General features: G+C 64.6%; 15 protein-coding genes and 1 pseudogene. 7 read left to right on the forward strand and 9 right to left on the reverse strand.

Going from position 1 to position 18,623, the window contains the following annotated elements; translation table 11 throughout:
• The first annotated feature begins 78 nt into the window (after positions 1–78).
• Entirely contained in the window at positions 79–699 is a 621-nt protein-coding gene (locus EJA05_RS16735) for a TetR/AcrR family transcriptional regulator (protein WP_125464514.1), read from the forward strand.
• 9 nt (positions 700–708) lie between these two features.
• On the opposite strand, the gene EJA05_RS16740 is transcribed toward EJA05_RS16735, so the two are convergent.
• Positions 709–1,593, reverse strand: coding sequence for an alpha/beta fold hydrolase (locus tag EJA05_RS16740; RefSeq protein ID WP_125859097.1), 885 nt, complete (start codon positions 1,591–1,593; stop codon positions 709–711).
• Positions 1,590–2,675 carry a sugar phosphate isomerase/epimerase family protein gene (locus EJA05_RS16745; RefSeq protein ID WP_125859098.1) on the reverse strand — a complete coding sequence of 362 codons (1,086 nt, stop codon included), beginning with the start codon at positions 2,673–2,675 and terminating at the stop codon, positions 1,590–1,592. Before EJA05_RS16745 ends, EJA05_RS16740 begins: the two co-directional genes overlap by 4 nt.
• A 109-nt stretch (positions 2,676–2,784) precedes the next feature.
• On the opposite strand from EJA05_RS16745, the gene EJA05_RS16750 reads away from it, so the two are divergent.
• Entirely contained in the window at positions 2,785–3,369 is a 585-nt protein-coding gene (locus EJA05_RS16750) for a TetR/AcrR family transcriptional regulator (RefSeq protein ID WP_125859099.1), read from the forward strand.
• A 692-nt stretch (positions 3,370–4,061) separates the two neighbouring features.
• On the opposite strand, the gene preA is transcribed toward EJA05_RS16750, so the two are convergent.
• The 3 genes from preA to hydA form a co-directional block, all read right to left on the reverse strand.
• Positions 4,062–5,336, reverse strand: coding sequence for an NAD-dependent dihydropyrimidine dehydrogenase subunit PreA (gene preA / locus EJA05_RS16755; RefSeq protein ID WP_110994707.1), 1,275 nt, complete (start codon positions 5,334–5,336; stop codon positions 4,062–4,064).
• Complete coding sequence (locus EJA05_RS16760) at positions 5,337–6,704, reverse strand: NAD(P)-dependent oxidoreductase (RefSeq protein ID WP_125859100.1); 1,368 nt, start codon at positions 6,702–6,704, stop codon at positions 5,337–5,339.
• A gap of 202 nt (positions 6,705–6,906) precedes the next feature.
• Positions 6,907–8,346, reverse strand: a complete 1,440-nt coding sequence (gene hydA, locus EJA05_RS16765) for a dihydropyrimidinase (protein WP_125859101.1) — start codon at positions 8,344–8,346, stop codon at positions 6,907–6,909.
• Positions 8,347–8,950: 604 nt separating this feature from the next.
• On the opposite strand from hydA, the gene EJA05_RS16770 reads away from it, so the two are divergent.
• From EJA05_RS16770 to EJA05_RS16780, 3 genes are all read left to right on the forward strand, one after another.
• Positions 8,951–10,441, forward strand: coding sequence for an NCS1 family nucleobase:cation symporter-1 (locus EJA05_RS16770; RefSeq protein ID WP_125859102.1), 1,491 nt, complete (start codon positions 8,951–8,953; stop codon positions 10,439–10,441).
• Between the two features lie 60 nt (positions 10,442–10,501).
• A complete protein-coding gene (locus EJA05_RS16775) occupies positions 10,502–11,788 on the forward strand; it encodes a Zn-dependent hydrolase (protein ID WP_125859103.1) in 1,287 nt (428 codons plus the stop codon).
• A 1,098-nt stretch (positions 11,789–12,886) separates the two neighbouring features.
• Positions 12,887–13,261 carry a DUF2784 domain-containing protein gene (locus EJA05_RS16780; protein ID WP_125859104.1) on the forward strand — a complete coding sequence of 125 codons (375 nt, stop codon included), beginning with the start codon at positions 12,887–12,889 and terminating at the stop codon, positions 13,259–13,261.
• On the opposite strand, the gene tam is transcribed toward EJA05_RS16780, so the two are convergent.
• Positions 13,238–14,014: a trans-aconitate 2-methyltransferase gene (gene tam, locus EJA05_RS16785; RefSeq protein ID WP_125859105.1), complete on the reverse strand. Its 777-nt coding sequence runs from the start codon at positions 14,012–14,014 to the stop codon at positions 13,238–13,240. The genes EJA05_RS16780 and tam overlap by 24 nt on opposite strands.
• Before the next feature lie 106 nt (positions 14,015–14,120).
• Between tam and EJA05_RS16790 the strand changes: the two genes are divergently transcribed.
• Complete coding sequence (locus EJA05_RS16790) at positions 14,121–14,570, forward strand: FecR domain-containing protein (protein WP_190305996.1); 450 nt, start codon at positions 14,121–14,123, stop codon at positions 14,568–14,570.
• 55 nt (positions 14,571–14,625) lie between these two features.
• Here the strand turns inward: EJA05_RS16790 and EJA05_RS16795 are convergent, their stop codons facing one another.
• Positions 14,626–16,035: an amino acid permease gene (locus EJA05_RS16795; protein WP_125464526.1), complete on the reverse strand. Its 1,410-nt coding sequence runs from the start codon at positions 16,033–16,035 to the stop codon at positions 14,626–14,628.
• A gap of 439 nt (positions 16,036–16,474) precedes the next feature.
• Here EJA05_RS16795 and EJA05_RS16800 point away from each other — a divergent pair, with 439 nt between their 5' ends.
• Positions 16,475–17,899: an aminotransferase-like domain-containing protein gene (locus EJA05_RS16800; protein WP_110996152.1), complete on the forward strand. Its 1,425-nt coding sequence runs from the start codon at positions 16,475–16,477 to the stop codon at positions 17,897–17,899.
• A gap of 125 nt (positions 17,900–18,024) precedes the next feature.
• Here EJA05_RS16800 and EJA05_RS16805 read toward each other — a convergent pair whose 3' ends face one another.
• Both EJA05_RS16805 and EJA05_RS16810 read right to left on the reverse strand, forming a co-directional pair.
• Positions 18,025–18,294, reverse strand: a complete 270-nt coding sequence (locus tag EJA05_RS16805; RefSeq protein WP_125859107.1) for a DUF3077 domain-containing protein — start codon at positions 18,292–18,294, stop codon at positions 18,025–18,027.
• Positions 18,295–18,358: 64 nt separating this feature from the next.
• A pseudogene (locus EJA05_RS16810) lies at positions 18,359–18,590 on the reverse strand (hypothetical protein).
• Positions 18,591–18,623: the final 33 nt, after the last annotated feature.

The raw sequence follows: 18,623 nt of genomic DNA on the forward strand, positions 1-18,623 counted from the left end.
GCAGATGGCCGCGAAGCCTTCACCACACGCCCTGCAAAGCTGTTAGCCTTGCCCTGTTCAGGTCACCACGGACAGCCCATGGCCAACCACAAGATCGAGATCCGTCGGCGCAACATCGACAAGATCCTCCAGGCCGCCGAGCAGGTGTTCGCCGCCAAAGGCTACGGCGCCACCTCGATGGGCGACATCGCCGAGCAGGCGCAGCTGCCGCGCTCCAACCTGCACTACTACTTCAGTACCAAGGACGAGCTGTACCGCGCGGTACTGCAGGACTTGCTGGATGTGTGGAAGCAGGACGCGCTGTGTTTCGAGCGTTTCGACGACCCACGCGTGGTACTGACCAGCTACATCCGCGCCAAGATGGGCCATTCGCGCTCTCGGCCACTGGGCTCGAAGCTCTGGGCGGAAGAGATCCTGCACGGCGCGCCGGTGCTCGGCCCGACCCTGGACGAGACCTTGGTGCCCTGGGCGCAACTCAAGCAAGCCAAGATCCGTGGCTGGGTGGAAGATCGACGGATCCTGCCGGTGGAGCCCTCGGCGCTGCTGTACATGATCTGGGCAGCGACCCAGCACTATGCGGATTTCGGTTACCAGGTGACGCTGCTCAACCGCGGCGAACCGCTGTCCGACCTGGCTTTCGAAAGCGCGGTACAGACCGTGACCAGCGTCATCCTGCGCGGTATCGGGCTGGAACCCTGAGCACAGCGCTCAGCGACTGGCCGCCGGGCCCTGCAGGAATGCCAGCAGGTGTTCGTTGAACAAGTCTGGCGCCTCCTCCATCACGAAATGCCCACAGCCTGGCAGGATCACGCCATGCACCGTCTGCGCATGCCCCTGCAGGGTCTGCAACGGCGCATCGCCGGTGGCGTGCTCGGCACCGATCGCCAACACCGGCATGCGCAACGGGCGGGCAGCACGCTCGCGGTTCTGCCGGATGGTTTCAGGAATCGCCCGGTAGTAGGCAAACCCACCTCGCATCCCGCCGGGTGACGAATAGGCGCGAATATAGACATCGGATGCCACGGCATGGCGCTGGATCGCCCAGCGATCGAACATGAAATTCAAGTAACCCTCCTCACGCCCGGCAATCAGGAACTCCGGCAGGTCGCGGACCTGGTTGAACAGGAAGTGCCAGAGGAAGATGTTCTCCTGCGGATCGACGAAGATCGGCGGCGCCGCCGCCAAACCTGGTATCACCGCCTCGGCCACCGCCAGCGAGCGCACCGCTTGCGGCTGATCGCTGGCCAAGGCGTAGGCCACCCACATGCCCACATCATGACCGACCAGGTGATAGCGCTCATGCCCCAGCTGCGCCATGAGCGCATGCAACAGGCGGGCGACGTTGCCTGTGTCGTAGCCCTGTTCGGGCCGGTCCGAGTCACCCAGGCCGGGCGGGTCGACGGCAATGGCCTTGAAGCCTCGCGCGGCCAGCGCAGGCAGCACATGGCGCCAGGCATACCAGGTCTGCGGCCAGCCGGGCACCAGCAGCACGGGCTCGCCCTCCCCCGCCACGGCGCAGTGGATGCGCAGCCCGTCCACCTGCACATAGACATGGGCGAACGCGTCGTCCCGGGTTGCGCTGACTGCATTCATGCCCGTGCTCCCACTGCGTTGCCAGCCGCCGCAAGCCCCAGCATGCGCTGGATCTGCCCAGGGTCGAGCGGTGCACCGGCAAAGTCGTCGAAGACCTGCCCGGTGACCTGGATGATGTGTCGGTCGATGAACTCGACGCCCTCCCGGGCCCCGACCTCCTGGTCCTTGAGGCAGCACTCCCACTCAAGGGTGGCCCAGCCATCGAAGTCGTACTGCGCCAGCTTGGAAAAGATCGCCTTGAAGTCGACCTGCCCATCGCCCAATGAGCGGAAGCGCCCGGCGCGCTCGGCCCAGTCGCTGTAGCCGCCATACACACCCTGCCGGCCGCTCGGATTGAACTCGGCATCCTTGACGTGAAACATGCGGATCAACGGGTGGTACAGGTCCAGATAGGCCAGGTAGTCGAGTTGCTGGAGCACGAAATGGCTGGGGTCGAACAGGATACGGCAGCGCTCGTGCTCACCCACCAGGGCATGGAAGCGCTCGAAGCTGGTGCCGTCGTGCAGGTCCTCGGCCGGGTGGATCTCGAAGCACAGGTTCACGCCCTGCTCGTCGCAGACATCGAGAATCGGCCGCCAGCGCCGCGCCAGCTCTTCGAAGGCAGCCTCCACCAGGCCTTGCGGGCGCTGCGGGAAGGGGAACAGATAAGGCCAGGCCAAGGCCCCGGAAAACGTACCCATGTCGGCCAGGCCCAGATTGCGGCTGGCGCGCGCTGCCAGCTTCATCCGTTCGATGGCCCAGTCGGTGCGGGCCGCCGGCCGCCCCGCCAGCGAAGCAGGCGCGAACGCATCGCACAGGGGGTCATAGGCCGGGTGTACCGCGACCAGTTGGCCGAACATATGCGTGGTCAGTTCGCTGATCTGCAGGCCGTGCCCTGCCAACTGCCCCTTGATCTCGTCGCAGTACCCCTTGCTCTGCGCGGCCAGGGCCACATCGAACAGGCGAGCATCCCAGGCCGGGACCTGCAGGGCCTTGAAACCCAACTGCGCGGCCCTACCGGCGATGCTGTCCAACGAGTCGAACGGCGGGTTGTCACTGCTGAATTGCGCCAGGTGCAGGCTTGGGCCTTTGAGCGTCTTCATGGAATCCATCCTATTGTTTGTCGATCGACAAACAATAGGCGTGATCGACGCTGCCCGTCAATCGCGAATTGGCTAGAATGGCCGTTTGGCGCATTCGGGCAGACAGGCAATGGCAGGACGACCTCGGGAATTCGACAAGCAACAGGCACTGCGCAAGGCGCTGCGGCTGTTCTGGGAACACGGTTACGAAGGCACTTCGATGGCAGCGCTGGTCGCCGAGCTGGGGATCGCCTCGGCGCGGATCTACGCAGCCTTCGGCAGCAAGCAGCAACTGTTCGAAGAGGCCGTGGCACTGTACGAATCGGCCGAAGGCGGTTTTGCCGACCGTGCCCTGGCCCTGCCGGATATCCACCAGGCGCTGGAGCAGATGCTCGAGGACGCCGTCGCTACCTATACCCGTGCCGACGAGCCCAAGGGATGCCTGGTGGTAAGCGCGGCCAGCGGCGTTGCACCGGACAACGTCGCGGTGCAGCAGTGGTTGGCGGATCACCGTCGCCAGCGCGGCGAATCGATCATTGCCCGGCTAAGCCTTGCCCGCGAGCAGGGCCAGTTGCCGGCCGATGCCGATGTGCAGGCCCTGGGGCATTTCTACGCCACCTTTCTCCATGGCATCTCGGTGCAGGCACGCGATGGCGTACCCGCGGCGGCCCTGCGCAGTGCCTGCCACTGCGCCCTGGCATTGCTGCCGCGATAGGCCTGCTTCGAGCAGTGGCACCCGGCGCCTGCCTTGGGATCGTATGTGGGCCAACAGGTGCAGGGCGATAGAGGTGCAGCGCTCTCAAGATCGAGCGCCGCCCGCGCGGCGCATCGCGGGGCAAGTCGCATCGGCGCACCGCCGCTCCCACATTTGTTTCGGGCCAATGAGTCCTGTGAAAGTACCGCTGCCCGCCTTGGTGCATGTCTTGAGTCATGTGATGCAGCGTTAGCGACCACGCCAAAACCGCGTCGTACCAACAAGGCGGACCAGGTGATGGCACAGGAAAGACTGGCCCGAAACAAATGTGGGAGCTGCGGTTCGCCGCTGCGACTTGCCAGCGATGCGCCGCGCGGGCGGCGCTCGATCTCATAGGCGCTGCAAAAACACCGGCAGGCACCTGGTGGCCTTCACCCAATATCCCGCCATGCACTTGGTGGCCATTACCCAATCCTGATTACCCAGGCCCAGCGGTGTGACGCCCAAGGGCCTGTCTTGAAATCGCATGTGGGCTACCAGACGCAGGGCGATAGAGGTGCAGCGCTCTCAAGATCGAGCGCCGCCCGCGCGGCGCATCGCTGGCAAGTCGCAGCGGCGAACCGCAGCTCCCACATCTGTTTCGGGCCAATTATGCCTGTGAGGGTACCGCTGCCCGCCTTGGTGCATGGCGTCAGACATGTGAAAGTCCCGGTTCAACCCACCTCACGGTAGGGATTGCGCGGATCCTGGGTCCAGTTCATGTACGGCTTGCCGGTGTCCTGCGCCTGCATGTCGATGCAGCTTTCCACCGGGCAGGTGATCTGGCACAGGTTGCAGCCCACGCACTCTTCCTCGATCACGCTGTAGGCATGGGTGCCGTCGGCCTTGAGCGTGCTGGCGATGGCCTGGTGCGAGGTGTCTTCGCAGGCGATGTGGCAGCGCCCGCAGCCGATGCAGGCGGCCTGGTCGATGTGCGCCACCGACTTGTAGTTGATGTCCAGGTACTTCCAGTCGGTGGTGTGCCCCACCGCCTGGCCACGGAAAGCGTCCAGGTTGCGGTGGCCATGCTGGTCCATCCAGCGCGCCAGGCCGTCCTGCATGTCCTCGACGATGCGAAAACCATGCAGCATCGCCGCCGTGCACACCTGTACCGCGCCACTGCCCAGGGCCATGAATTCGGCGGCATCGCGCCAGTTGCCGATGCCGCCGATACCGCATATCGGCAGGCCCCGAGTCTCGGGGTCGCGGGCGATCTCGGCGACCATGTTCAGGGCGATCGGTTTGACCGCCGAACCGCAATAGCCACCGTGAGTACTCTGATCGCCAACGATCGGGTGGGCCACCATGCGGTCGAGGTCGACGCTGGTGATCGAGTTGATGGTGTTGATCAGCGACACCGCGTCCGCACCGCCACGATGGGCCGCCCGCGCTGCCTGGCGAATGTCGGTGATGTTGGGGGTGAGCTTGACGATCACCGGCAACGAGCAATGGATCTTGCACCAACGGGTGACCTGCTCCACGTACTCAGGCACCTGGCCGACCGCAGCGCCCATGCCGCGTTCGGGCATGCCGTGGGGGCAGCCGAAGTTGAGTTCGATACCGTCGGCACCGGTAGCCTCCACCAACGGCAGGATGAACTTCCAGGACTCCTCGACGCACGGCACCATCAGCGACACCACCAGCGCCCGGTCGGGCCAGTCCTTCTTCACCTGGGTGATTTCACGCAGGTTGATCTCCAGCGAACGGTCGGTGATCAGCTCGATGTTGTTGATGCCCTGCACCACGCGGTTGGCGCCGTAGTGCGCCGAGTAGCGCGACGACACGTTGACCGCTGCCGGGTCCTCGCCCAAGGTCTTCCACACCACCCCGCCCCAGCCCGCCTCGAAGGCGCGGACCACGTTGTAGGCCTTGTCGGTGGGTGGCGCCGAGGCCAGCCAGAATGGGTTGGGCGCCTTGATGCCGGCGAATACGATGGACAAGTCGGCCATTTACGCAGCCTCCACATTGAGCATGAGTTGGGCATGGATGGCTTCGGCGGCCAGCTTGCCGTGCTGCACGGCCTGGACGGTGAGGTCCTGGCCCAGGGCGGTGCAGTCGCCGCCGGCATAGATGCCCGGCAGGCTGGTCTGCAGGTGTCCATCGACGCGTATGCGCTCGCCATCGCGGGCCAGTTGCGCGGCCAGCGGGTCGCTGATGCTGGCGTCGTCGAAGCGTTGGCCGATGGCCTTGAAGATTGCGTCGGCGGCCAACTCGAAGGTCTCGCCGGTGTCGTCGAGGCGCCCATCGACCAGTTGGGTGCGCACGAAGCGCATGCCGCGCACCCGGCCTGAGTCATCGAGCAACACGGCATCCGGCCGTGCCCAGGTGTGCAGGCGCACCTGATTGTGCTTGGCGATCTCCTGTTCATGGCCGGTGGCGCTCATGTCGGCCTCGCCCCGGCGATACACCAGGTTGACGTCGCGCGCGCCCAGGCGGCTCATCTGCACCGCCATGTCGATGGCGGTGTTGCCGGCGCCGATCACCAGGCAGCGGTCGGCCAATGGCAGTTGGCTGAGGTCGTCGGCCTGGCGCAGTTCGCGGATGTATTCGGTGGCGGCCAGCAGGCCGGGGGCTTCTTCATCCGCCAGGCCCAGCTGACGCACGGCATCCAGCCCCAGGCCGAGGAACACGGCATGGAACTGGTCGTGCAGCTCGGTCAACGACAGGTTGCTGCCCAGCCGTTGGCCGTGGCGGATCTCGATGCCACCGATGCCCAGCAGGAACTCCACTTCGCGCTGGGCGTAGTCGTCCACCAGCTTGTAGCGGGCGATGCCGTATTCGTTGAGGCCGCCGGCTTTCTCTCGCGCTTCGAAGATCACCACGTCGTGGCCGTGCATGGCCAGGCGATGGGCGCAGGACAGCCCGGCAGGGCCGGCCCCCACCACGGCGATGCGCTTGCCGGTGGCCGGCGCGCGCTGGAACGGGTGAGCGGTGAAGTGCGCGTTGTCCAGGGCGTAGCGCTGTAACTGGCCGATCAGCACCGGCGCACATTCCTGGGCGTTGTTGCGCACACAGGCCTGCTGGCAGAGGATCTCGGTGGGGCACACCCGGGCGCAACTGCCGCCGAGGATGTTGGCCGAAAGGATACGCTCGGCAGCGCCTTGCAGGTTCTCGTCACTGATGCGGTGGATGAACGAGGGGATGTCGATTTCGCTGGGGCAGGCGTTGACGCATGGCGCGTCGTAGCAGTACAGGCAGCGTGCGCTTTCGACGGCGGCCTGGCGGGCGGTGAGCGGGGGCGCAAGGTCGCTGAAGGCCTCGGCCAGCTGGTCGGCGCCGGCCCGGGGGCGCGGCAAGTGGTTCAGGGCGTCGATCACGGTTGTAGCCTCTCTCGTTTTTATTGGAGGCGGCGGTGGTCAGGTACCGCTTCCGTTTTGGGGATGGCAGTCAACAGGGGTATCTGGGTTGCGGGGGTTGCCTTGCGCCCCTATCGCCGGCAAGCCGGCTCCCACAGGGTCTGCGGTACGTCTGTGGGAGCCGGCTTGCCGGCGATAGGGCTGCGCAGCAGCCCCAACTACTTCAGCGCTGAACCGGCGTTGGCTTCTGCCGCTCGGCCCGGCGCTCCAGCACCTCGTACACCGACGGGTACGCCGGGCGTTCCACATAGCGCCCTGCCCCCGGCTCGGCGCGCAGGTCGCCGTCGGCCCACAGCACATTGCCCTGGCTGATGGTGTGGCTGGGGATGCCGCGCACGGTGCGGCCTTCGAAGATGTTGAAGTCGACGCGCTGGTGGTGGGTCTGGGCGCTGATGGTACGTGTGCCCTGTGGGTCCCACAGCACCAGGTCGGCGTCGGCGCCGACGCGGATGGCGCCCTTGCGCGGGAACAGGTTGAAGATCTTCGCGGTGTTGGTAGAGGTCAGCGCAACGAACTCGTGCATCGACAGGCGCCCGCTGTTGACCCCGGCGTCCCACAGCACCGCCATACGGTCCTCGATGCCTGCCGTGCCATTGGGGATGCGACTGAAGTCGTCGCGGCCCATGGCCTTCTGCTCGGCACAGAAGCAGCAGTGGTCCGTGGCGGTGGTGTGCAGGTTGCCCGACTGCAGGCCCCCCCACAGTGCGTCCTGGTGCTCGCGCGGGCGGAACGGCGGGCTCATCACGTAGCCGGCGGCGGTGGCCCAGTCCGGGTCGCGGTAAACGCTGTCGTCCAGCAGCAGGTGGCCAGGCAGTACCTCGCCGTACACCGGCTGGCCCTTGGCCCGGGCATAGGTGATCTCGTCGAGCGCCTCGCGGCTGGACACGTGCACCAGGTACAGCGGCGTGCCGAGGGTTTCGGCAATGCGGATGGCGCGGCTGGCGGCCTCCCCTTCAACCTGCGAGGGGCGCGACAGCGGGTGCGCCTCGGGCCCGGTCAGCCCTTGCGCCAGCAGCTTGCGCTGCAGGTGATAGACCAGCTCGCCGTTTTCGGCATGCACGGTGGGCACCGCGCCCAGTTGCAGGCAGCGCTCGAAGCTGGCCACCAAGGTGTCGTCGGCGGCCATGATCGCGTTCTTGTAGGCCATGAAATGCTTGAAGCTGTTGACCCCATGCTGGCTCACCAGCTCACCCATTTCTTCGGCGACCTGCTCGCTCCACCAGGTGATGGCGACGTGGAAGCCGTAGTCGGACGCACTCTTCTGCGCCCAGCCACGCCAGGTGTGGAAGGCTTCGAGCAGCGACTGCTGCGGGTTGGGGATGACGAAATCGATGATCGAGGTGGTGCCGCCGGCCAGGCCCGCGGCGGTGCCGCTGAAAAAATCCTCGCTGGCCACGGTGCCCATGAATGGCAATTGCATATGGGTGTGCGGGTCGATGCCGCCGGGCATCAGGTACTGGCCGCTGCCGTCGAGCACCTGGCAATCGGTGGGTGCTTCGAGGTTTTCACCGATGGCGCGGATCACGCCGTCGGCACACAACACATCGGCGCGATAGCTTTCTTCATGGGTAACCACGGTGGCGCCACGGATCAACAGGGACATGCCGTCTTCCTCGCAGGCTGACCGGTCTTTGTGGCCGGCTCTTGGAATTTTCATGGGCCAGTGCCTGCGGGTTTCGGTCAATCCTGTCAGGCCTGACAAGAATCGAGGCTAGTTGCGGTTCTGACATTCATCAAGAAAAAATATATGCAAATACTCAAAATTTTATCTTATTGATTTATATGAATTAATTGCACGAATCACCAAAACGGAACAGCCCTTCACCATTTTGACGCACTTGACAGGATGCAAATTTGGTCAAGATTTTCTACGCAAATTCAGCTGTTTAAAAACGGCTGGCCAGGCGCAGGCAGCGCAGCGGATACGCCGGGCCGCACCGCTTTGAATCACGGTGTGTTGGCCGGTGTCGGCGTCAACGTTATTCGCACGCGCCAGGCGCAATCAGGAATGCTTTTGCAAGTCAGTAAGTTACCTGCGGTCAGCAGCGACCACCGGGAATGGCCAAGGCCAACCCGGCACGGTTGTTGTAACCCCGGCCACAACCGCCATGGCCGGACCGCAGGTGCAGTACTGGTGGTGTGTGTACTCCGGCCATCGCATTAGCCCGATGAGCAAACAACAAGAAAAAACCCCTGGAGAAGGCCCCATGCAACAAAGCAGATCACAAGTGGTCGAGCAGCATGGCCTGTTCGAGCTCGACGCCGGCAGCGACGTGCTCGACAGCCCCCGTTACAACCACGACATCGCCCCCACCAAAGTGCACCAACGCACCTGGAACAAGTGGCACATCACCGCGCTGTGGGTGGGCATGTCCATCTGCGTGCCCACCTACACCCTCGGCGGCGTGCTCACCGCCTACTTCGGCCTGAGCGTGGGCGAGGCGCTGCTGGCGATCCTGCTGGCCAACCTGATCGTGCTGATCCCGCTCACCCTCAACGCCTTCCCCGGCACCAAGTACGGCATCCCCTTCCCGGTGCTGCTGCGCTCGTCGTTCGGTATCTTCGGCTCCAACGTGCCCTGCCTGATCCGCGCCGTGGTGGCCTGTGGCTGGTTCGGTATCCAGACGATGTTCGGCGGGCTGGCCATCCACCTGTTCCTCGGCTCGCTGTTCCCCGAGTGGAAGGCGCTGGGCGGCACCGGCGAAGTGATCGGCTTCATGCTGTTCTGGGCGCTGAACCTGTGGGTGGTGTTGCGTGGCGCCGAGTCGATCAAGTGGTTGGAGACCTTGTCGGCGCCGCTACTGGTGGCGGTGGGTATCGGCCTGCTGTTCTGGGCGATGCCGCACATGTCCATGACCGAGTTGCTGGCACAACCGCCCAAGCGCCCGGAAGGTGCCAGCGTGGTCAGCTATTTTTGCGCCGGGCTCACCGCCATGGTCGGCTTCTGGGCCACCCTGTCGCTGAACATCCCCGACTTCAGCCGCTACGCGAAAAGCCAGAAGGACCAGATCCTCGGGCAGATTTTCGGCCTGCCGCTGACCATGTTCCTGTTCGCCTCCCTGGGGGTGATCATGACCGCGGCCTCGGCCTCGCTGGTGGGCCAGACGGTGTCCGACCCGGTCAGCCTGATCGGCCATATCCAGAGCCCGGGTTGGGTGGCGCTGGCCATGGCGCTGATCATCATCGCCACGCTGTCGACCAACACGGCGGCCAACATCGTCTCGCCCACCAACGACTTCCAGAACATCGCCCCACGCCTGATCGGGCGCAGCCGCGCGGTCTGGCTGACCGGCTTCATCGGCCTGGCGCTGATGGGCCACGAGCTGCTCAAGAAGCTCGGCTGGATCGTCTCCGACCTGAGCCTTGAGAGCGTGTATTCCAACTGGCTGCTGGGCTACTCCAGCCTGCTCGGGCCGATCGCCGGGATCATGGTGGTGGATTACTTCCTGGTGCGGCGCCAACAGCTGGACCTGGCCGGACTGTACCGCGACGACGTGTACCCGGCGTGGAACTGGGCCGGTTTCGCTGCCTTCGGCGTGCCGGTGGCGCTGACCGTGATGGCCATCGGCAACAGCAGTTTCAGCTGGTTCTACGACTACGGCTGGTTCACCGGTTCGTTGCTGGGTGGCGGGCTCTACTACGCCCTGGGCGGCGTGGCGGTGCGCGGGCCGGCGCGGCTGGCCAAGCCGTTGCCCTGAACGCACCGCTCCCTGCGATGGGACCGCAACAGCCCGACAAAAAAGCCTGAGGAGACACCCATGACTACCCTCGCCAAGGAAGTCCTGCAATCAAGCAAGCACCACATCGACAGCGCACGCCTGTGGCAATCGCTGATGGACCTCGCGTGTCTCGGCGCCACCCAGAAAGGCGGTGTGTGCCGCCTGGCGCTGACCGACCTCGACCGCCAGGCCCGCGACCTGTTCGTGCAATGGTGCGAAGCCGCCGGCTGCACGGTGACGGTCGACGGGGTCGGCAATATCTTCGCCCGCCGCCCGGGGCGCAACCCCAAACTGCCACCGGTGATGACCGGCAGCCATATCGACACCCAACCCACCGGCGGCAAGTTCGACGGCTGCTTCGGGGTGATGGCTGGGCTGGAAGTGATCCGCACCCTCAACGACCTGGGCGTGGAAACCGAAGCGCCGCTGGAGGTGGTGGTGTGGACCAACGAGGAAGGCTCGCGCTTCGCCCCGTGCATGATGGGCTCGGGGGTGTTCGCCGGTAAGTTCACCCTGGAAGAAACCCTGGCCAAGCGCGATGCCCAGGGCGTCAGCGTCGGCGAGGCGCTGAACGCCATCGGCTATGCCGGCCCGCGTGCGGTGCTCGGGCACCCGGTGGGTGCTTACTTCGAAGCGCATATCGAGCAGGGGCCGATCCTCGAGGACCAGGCCAAGACCATCGGCGTGGTGCTCGGCGCGCTCGGGCAGAAGTGGTTCGACCTGACCTTGCGCGGCGTCGAGGCTCATGCCGGCCCCACCCCGATGCACCTGCGCAAGGACGCCCTGGTCGGCGCCGTCGCGGTGGTCGAGGCGGTCAACCGCACCGCCCTCGCCCACCAGCCCCATGCCTGTGGCACGGTCGGCTGCCTGCAGGCCTACCCGGGGTCGCGTAACGTGATCCCTGGTGAAGTGCGCATGACCCTGGACTTCCGTCACCTGGAGGGCGAGCAGCTGGACGCGATGATCGCCGAGGTACGCGGGGTGATCGAGGCGACCACGGCGAAGCATGGGCTGAGCTATGAGCTGACGCCGACTGCCGACTTCCCGGCCCTGTATTTCGACCCTGTCTGTGTTGATGCCGTGCGTCATTCGGCGGCGGGGCTGGGGTTGGCGCACATGGATATTGTCAGTGGTGCCGGGCATGACGCGATTTTCCTGGCGGAGCTGGGGCCGGCGGGGATGATCTTCGTGCCGTGTGAGGGGGGGATCAGCCATAACGAGATCGAGAATGCTACGCCTGGGGATTTGGCGGCGGGGTGTGCGGTGTTGTTGCGGGCGATGCTGGCGGCTTCGGAGGCGATTGCGGGGGGGCGGTTGGCGGCTTGAGGGTTTCGGGTTCGGCTTTCAAAGTGTTGGTTTTGATAGATGTATGCTCATTCAGCGGCGATAGCGACTTTTAGTCACCTTTCCGCCCTTACGGCGGCCTACTTTGGTCTTACCTCGCCGGCCGCGGCCAAAGTAGGCAAAGCCGCCTGCTCCCATCATACGGCCCCTGCGCTGCGCTCCGGGGTCCCCTCGCTCCGGTGCCTTCCGGGCCCGCGCGGCCTACGACTTGCTGCGCAAGTCTACATCTCGCGCCTTCGGCTTACGCCGAAGGGTGCTGCGCACCAGGGCCCTCCAGTCACCTCCACTCGGCCTCCTGAAGTCGCAATTTGTGTTGCCTGGACTATTGCGCGCTTAGAGGCAAAAGCAAAAACAGATCAAGAGCAGATCAAGAGCAGATCAAGAGCAGATCAAGAGCAGATCAAGAGCAGATCAAGAGCAGATCAAGAGCAGTAATGCGGTTATCTAGGTTTGACTGTTGTTTATGTGTTGTTTGTTCGGGCCCTATCGCCGGCAAGCCGGCTCCCACAGGTACAGCGCAAGTCTGAAAATTCGCACTAACCTGTGGGAGCTGGCTTGCCAGCGATTGCAATCCTGAGTTCCCACCCCAATCCAACTAGCGGCCAGCTAACGCCAGCCCAGGCGCCGCCCCTAACTTCGCGTCTTGCAGGAGTAGCGTAGGCGGTCTGGGAGGGCCCTTGGTGCGCAGCACCCTTCGGCGTTAGCCGAAGGCGCGAGATGTAGACTTGCGCAGCAAGTCGGAGGCCGCGCGGGCCCGGAAGACGCCGGAGCGAAGGGACCCGGAGCGCAGCGGAGGGCCGTATGAATGGAGCGAGCGGTTTTTGGTTACTTTTTTCCAAGAAAAAAAGTAACCCGCCGTAAGGGCGGAAAGGTGACTAAGCGTCGACATCACAAATGAATGCACATACAACTATCAAAACCAACACAACAGAATATCCAGCCAAAAACCAAGAAACCAAGAAACCAAGAAACTAAGAAACTAAGAAACTAAGAAACTTAAACCGCACCCATCTTAAAAACAGCACCCTCCCAGACACACATCTGATTTATGCTAAGCCCCCTCCCCCCCGAGCCCACCCCATGTTCTACCGCCTGGCCGCCGACACCCTGGTCCTGCTCCATTTGACCTTCATCCTCCTGGTCCTGCTCGGCGGCCTGCTGGTGCTCTGGCGCCGCAAAGCCCTGCTCCTCCACCTCCCCGCCCTCGCCTGGGGCCTGGCCGTGGAAGGCCTGCACCTGGAGTGCCCACTGACCGACTGGGAAAACCGCCTGCGCGCCGGCGCCGGCAGCGCCGGCTACCAGGGCGGTTTCGTCGAACATTACATCTGGCCCCTGATCTACCCCGCCGGGCTCACCCCACAGATCCAGCTCTGGCTAGGCGCCGTCGTGTTGCTGCTCAACCTCGGCGTATACGGCTACGTGCTCTGGCGCCTAACGCGTCGCCACCACGAATAACCGCGGGAACGGCAGCAGCACCTTGCCGTCAGTGGCCGGCGGGTAATCGCGCTGCATCGCCTGCAGGTACAGCTGCAGGAAATCCGCCTGCTCCCCTTCGTCCAACCGCGCCAGATAAGGCCGTAGCGCCGAGCCCTTGAACCACTCCACCACCGCCTCGGCGCCACCGGGCAGCGGGTGATGATAGGTGGTGCGCCACACATCCACCCGCGCGCACAGCGGGCTGAGCAGGTCGTAATAAAACGCCGCGCTGTGCCGTGGCGGCAAGCTGAAGTCGGCGAACTTGTCGGCCCATGGCCCCTGGCTGGCAATGTCGCGCAACTGCCGGTGCGCGGGTTCGTCGAGATTGTCCGGAGTCTGCACCGCCAGGCTGCCACCCTCGCTGAGCTGGCGAACCAGGTGCGGGTACAGGCTGGCGTGGTCGGGCACCCACTGCAGCGAGGCGTTGGCGAGGATCAGGTCCTGGGGTTCTGGGGCCGCCCAGCCGCCGATATCGGCTATCTCGCAGCGCACCCGCGGGATGCTCAGGCGCGGCCGCTGTCTGGCCTTCTCGACCATGTCGGGGTCGCTGTCCAGCGCGGTCACCTGCGCATCGGGGTGGCGCTGCAACAGCACTTCGGTGGAGTTGCCCGGGCCGCAGCCCAGGTCGGTGGCATGGCGTACCGGGCGTGGCGGCACGGCAGCGAGCAAGTCGCGCACGGCGCGGGTACGTTCGGCTTCGAACAGCGAGTACTGGGTGGCGGACCAGGCCATTGTGTGGCTCCTTGCGTGGCGGATGTGTGCAGCATAAGCCATTCGCCCAGTGGAGCGACGGAACCGAGTGACTATGCTGCAAGTCTGTCCCTGCATGCGCACATCGATGAAAACCGCCCTATCCCTGATCTTGCTCGCACTGGTCGCCGCCTCCGCCCTGCTTGGCTCGCCATGGATGAGCCAAGGCTTCGACCTGGCCGACCTGCGCACCACCGCCAGCCAGCAACTGACCCGTCATCTGGAGGACGGCAGCCTGCTGGTGCTGCAGCCCGACAGCGCGGTGGACGTGGAATACGACACCCAGCAACGGCGCCTGACGCTGCTGCAAGGCGGGCTCTACGTCGAGGTGGCCGATGACGACCCGCGGCCCTTCCTGCTGGCCACCGAACACGGCACCCTGGCCACCCGGGACGGGCAATTGGCGCTGGTGCGCAAGGGCGGGCAATCCGACGTCGAACTGCAAGCCGGCAGCGCCGAGCTCGACAGCGGCGGGCAGCATGTGCGCCTTGGCCCCAACCAGGCGCTGCGCTTCGACCAGGCAGGCCCGGTGCACTGAACGAAAACGGCCGGGCCCCGCAAAGGGCCCGGCCGTCTTGTGCAACGCTCGGCGCTTACGCGCGCTTGGCGCTACGGATCTGGTGCACCACGCCCATGGCCACCACCACGGCGGCAGCGATGCCGGTGGAGATCACCAGGATCTGGTAGTCAGGCATGAAGGCCATGGTCACCAGGGCGGCAATGATGAAGGCGATGACCAGGTAGGTCAGCCAAGGGAACAGCCACATCTTCAGGCGCACTTCCTTGCCTTCGGCAATCAGCTTGCGGCGCATGCGCAGCTGCGAGAAGGCGATCACCAGGTACACCAGCAAGGCGATCATGCCGGTGGTGTTCATCAGGGTTTCCAGCACGTCTTTCGGGCGCAGGGTGTCGCTGAAGTTGATCAGTGCGCAGAACACTGCCACCAGGCACGAACCGATGATCGCGTTCACCGGTACGCCGGTGCCGGTGCGGGTGAACTTGAACAGACGCGGCGCGTCGCCACGCTGGGCCAGGGAGAACAACATGCGCGAAGCGGTGTAGTGGCCGGAGATCAGGCAGCTGCTCACCGAGGTCAGCACCACGAAGTTCATCAGCAGTTCAGCGTACGGCACACCCAGCAGCTCCAGGGTACGGCGGTAAGCGCCATAGCCGGAGACGCCAAGCTGCGGATCGTTCCACGGTACCAGGCAGACGATCAGGAAGATCGAGCCAACGTAGAACAGGCACACGCGCCACACCACCGAGTTGGTGGCCTTGACGATCTGGGTGGCCGGATCCTTCGCTTCGGAGGCGGCGATGGTGACGATCTCGGCGCCCAGGAAGGCGAACATCACCCCCAGCAACGCACCGATCACCGTGGTGATGCCGTTGGGCATGAAGCCTTCGGCGGTCAGGTGGCTGATGCCGCGCACTTCACCGAACTGCCAGACGTTCATCACCGCCGCGGTGCACACCACCAGGAAGCAGACGATCGCCACCACCTTGATCAGCGCGAACCAGAACTCGAACTCGCCGTAGTGCTTGACGTTGAAGAAGTTGACGGTGATCAGCAGCAAGGTCGTGGCCAGCACGAACACGTTGACGCTCACGTCGGGGAAGAAGCCGTGCAGGATCTTGCCCGCCACGTAGGCTTCCCAGGCCATCAGGATCACCCAGTACCACCAGTACAGCCAGCCGATGGTGAAGCCGGCCCAGCGGCCGATGGCGCGGTCGGCGTAGGTGGAGAACGAGCCGGTGTCAGGCGAGGAAGTCGCCATTTCGCCGAGCATGCGCATGATCAGCACCACCAGGATGCCGCCAGCCAGGTAGGCCAGGACGGCTGCCGGGCCGGCGCTGTGGATGACACTGCCGGAACCGACGAACAGTGCGCCGCCGATCACCCCGGCGATGGACATCATCGTCAGGTGGCGCGACTTGAGCGAGGCACTGAGCTTGCTCTCGTGCCCGTCGTTCGCGGTGGTGGATGTGGATGTTGCGTCCATCAGTTATTTACCCCGTGCTTCTTTTTATCCAAGGAAAAACTGTGAAACCCCGATGGTTATCGGTCTCACCTGTACATCAGTGCAAATGCGGGCAGGGAGGTGTGCACGAGCACACGCAGGCCATCCGTGGCGGCCTGCTTACGCGGCCAGAGGTTGCCCTCTGAACGAACTGAACCATGCTGGGTCCGAACCAAAGGCGGCCGGCCGGGCAGAAAGAAGGTGCGAGGCGAACCCCGACGGTAAAGCAGCGAATTTATGATTATTCATGACGCTGGTTCGTGCTGTGTTGGCGATTTCTGACACGTAATGTAAAAATGTCGAACACTTTGAGCCATGCACAGCGGTGCGAAATCTGTACTGCACTGTACAGGCCGCCGATGCAATACACCCCGAATTCCCGGCCGGCGCTTGGCGTTACGCACCCCCGAAGGCACCCCGAATGCTCCAGCTACACCCGGACTCCTCCACCCCGCTGGTCAATCAGATCATCGACGGGCTGCGCGCGCTGATCGACAGCCAGGCGCTCAAGCCGGGGGCGAAGGTGCCGTCCATCCGTGCCTTTGCCGCCACCTACTCGGTGAGTACCTTCACCGTGGTCGAGGCCTACGACCGCCTGGTGGCCCAGGGCCTGCTGGTGAGCAAGGGCAATGCGGGCTTCTTCGTCAATCGTGCGGCGAACGAGCTGGTGGATAAAGCCAACATCGAAACGGACAGCACCCGCCCGACGTTCAATTCCGAGTGGTACCTGCAGCAGATCTTCGAGACCCGCCAACTGCCCTTCAAGCCCGGCTGCGGCTGGCTGCCCAATGACTGGATGTACGAGGAAGGCCTGCGCCGCGGCATGCGCCAAGTGGCCGGCAGCCCGCTGGAACTATCCGGTTACGGCGACCCGATGGGCCTGCCGGAGCTGCGCGCCCTGACCGCGCAGAACCTGCAGCAGGAACTGTCGATCGTCGCCAACCCGGCGCAACTGATGCTCACCCACGGCGCCAGCCAGGCCCTGGACCTGGCCGTGCGCACCCTGGTGCGCCCCGGCGATGTGGTGCTGGTGGACGACCCCGGCTACCCCAACCTGATGAGCATCCTGCGCACCCAGGGCGCAACGCTGGTGGGCGTGCCCCGCACCCCGGCCGGCTACGACCTCGACCATCTGGAGCGGCTGTTGGCGCACCACCAGCCCACCGCCTTCTTCACCCAGCCGCACCTGCACAGCCCGACCTGCTCGCGCACCCCGCTGGCCCAGCTGCACCGCCTGCTGCAACTGGCCAGCCGCCACGGTTTCCGGCTGGTGGAAAACAACCTGTACGCCGACATGATCACCGACCCGCTGCCCTGCCTGGCCAGCCTCGACCACCTGCAGCAGGTGGTGTACGTCGGTAGTTATTCGAAGAGCATCTCGCCCAACGTGCGCGTCGGCTACCTGCTGGCCAACCCCGAACTGATGCAGCAGTTGCTGCATTTGAAGATGCGTTCGGGGCTGACCACCTCGCAGGTGATGGAACGCGTGGTGTACGCCGCGATCATCGACGGCCGCTGGCGCAAGCACCTCAAGCGCCTGCGCCAACGCCTGGCCGAGGCCCACCAGGAGGTGGGCCGGCACCTGCATCGGCTGGGGTTCGAGCTGTTCATCGAGTCGGATGAAGGGATGTATATCTGGACCCGCCATCCGGCGATTCCGGACAGCGCGGCGCTGCTGGATGATGCCCTGGAGAAAGGCATCATGCTCGGCCCTGGGCAGCTGTTCATGGTCGATGCCAAGGCCACCGGCTGGATGCGCTTCAATGTGGCGTTCAGCACCGACCCGGCGATGTGGGAGTTGCTGGAGAAGGTGTTGGTCAAACATGTGCGCCGAGGCGGGGTTTAAACCCGCCTCGCTTTCATCGCCGGCAAGCCGGCTCCCACAAGAGCAGCGCATGGCTTGAGTTTGGTGCGGTCGGGGTGGGAGCCGGCTTGCCGGCGATGGGCCGATCAGCGGCCCCTGTTACCGAATCAATGCACCAAACCCAACTCGGCGTCATCGAGCAACGCCTTGGCCATGGCGCTCAGGTAATACGCCGCCCAGACCATGCGCGGGTCTTCCTCCATGACCCCGAGCAGGGTCAGGTGGCGCACGCAGTCCAGCAGTTCAGAAGCCTGTTCGCGGGCGTGATTGCAGGGTATGCCCGGTTCGATGCGAAACAGCGGCTGGGGACTGTCTTGCCCCTGGCAGAAGCGGGTCTTGCCGGCAGTGGTGGGAGGTGTTGGGTTGTCCGTGGTCATGCCGTAATCCTCGAAGTCATTGCGTTGGGTGTGGCGGCCCGTTCGCTGGCGAACGGGCTCGGCCTCAATGCAAGGGCTGCGGCATCGCCGCCCGTTGCACCTGCGCCAGTGCCGATTCCAGCAGCGAGCACAGCGTTTCCATCTCGTGCACGGCGGCCAGCATCAGCATCGAGCCGGGGGACTTGGTGCAGAGCAGGACGGATGGCCAGGGCGCAGTGCAGGTGTTCGCTGATCTGGACCAGGGTGTCTTCGAGGAAGGCGTGGGGATGGGGTGGGTCGGGGACAATTTTAAGCATTGATCTACTCCTTGGGTCGGGCTACCACCAACC

The organism is Pseudomonas oryziphila (genome assembly GCF_003940825.1).
Classification (GTDB): Bacteria; Pseudomonadota; Gammaproteobacteria; order Pseudomonadales; family Pseudomonadaceae; genus Aquipseudomonas; species Aquipseudomonas sichuanensis.

Excerpts from the sequence above, each read along its gene's own strand:
- EJA05_RS16795 (WP_125464526.1), bottom strand. The coding sequence starts at position 16,035 with ATGGACGCAACATCCACATCCACCACCGCGAACGACGGGCACGAGAGC.
- hydA (WP_125859101.1), bottom strand. The coding sequence starts at position 8,346 with ATGTCCCTGTTGATCCGTGGCGCCACCGTGGTTACCCATGAAGAAAGC.
- EJA05_RS16800 (WP_110996152.1), top strand. The coding sequence starts at position 16,475 with ATGCTCCAGCTACACCCGGACTCCTCCACCCCGCTGGTCAATCAGATC.
- EJA05_RS16775 (WP_125859103.1), top strand. The coding sequence starts at position 10,502 with ATGACTACCCTCGCCAAGGAAGTCCTGCAATCAAGCAAGCACCACATC.
- tam (WP_125859105.1), bottom strand. The coding sequence starts at position 14,014 with ATGGCCTGGTCCGCCACCCAGTACTCGCTGTTCGAAGCCGAACGTACC.
- EJA05_RS16770 (WP_125859102.1), top strand. The coding sequence starts at position 8,951 with ATGCAACAAAGCAGATCACAAGTGGTCGAGCAGCATGGCCTGTTCGAG.
- EJA05_RS16745 (WP_125859098.1), bottom strand. The coding sequence starts at position 2,675 with ATGAAGACGCTCAAAGGCCCAAGCCTGCACCTGGCGCAATTCAGCAGT.
- EJA05_RS16790 (WP_190305996.1), top strand. The coding sequence starts at position 14,121 with ATGAAAACCGCCCTATCCCTGATCTTGCTCGCACTGGTCGCCGCCTCC.
- EJA05_RS16750 (WP_125859099.1), top strand. The coding sequence starts at position 2,785 with ATGGCAGGACGACCTCGGGAATTCGACAAGCAACAGGCACTGCGCAAG.
- EJA05_RS16780 (WP_125859104.1), top strand. The coding sequence starts at position 12,887 with ATGTTCTACCGCCTGGCCGCCGACACCCTGGTCCTGCTCCATTTGACC.
- EJA05_RS16805 (WP_125859107.1), bottom strand. The coding sequence starts at position 18,294 with ATGACCACGGACAACCCAACACCTCCCACCACTGCCGGCAAGACCCGC.
- preA (WP_110994707.1), bottom strand. The coding sequence starts at position 5,336 with ATGGCCGACTTGTCCATCGTATTCGCCGGCATCAAGGCGCCCAACCCA.
- EJA05_RS16740 (WP_125859097.1), bottom strand. The coding sequence starts at position 1,593 with ATGAATGCAGTCAGCGCAACCCGGGACGACGCGTTCGCCCATGTCTAT.
- EJA05_RS16735 (WP_125464514.1), top strand. The coding sequence starts at position 79 with ATGGCCAACCACAAGATCGAGATCCGTCGGCGCAACATCGACAAGATC.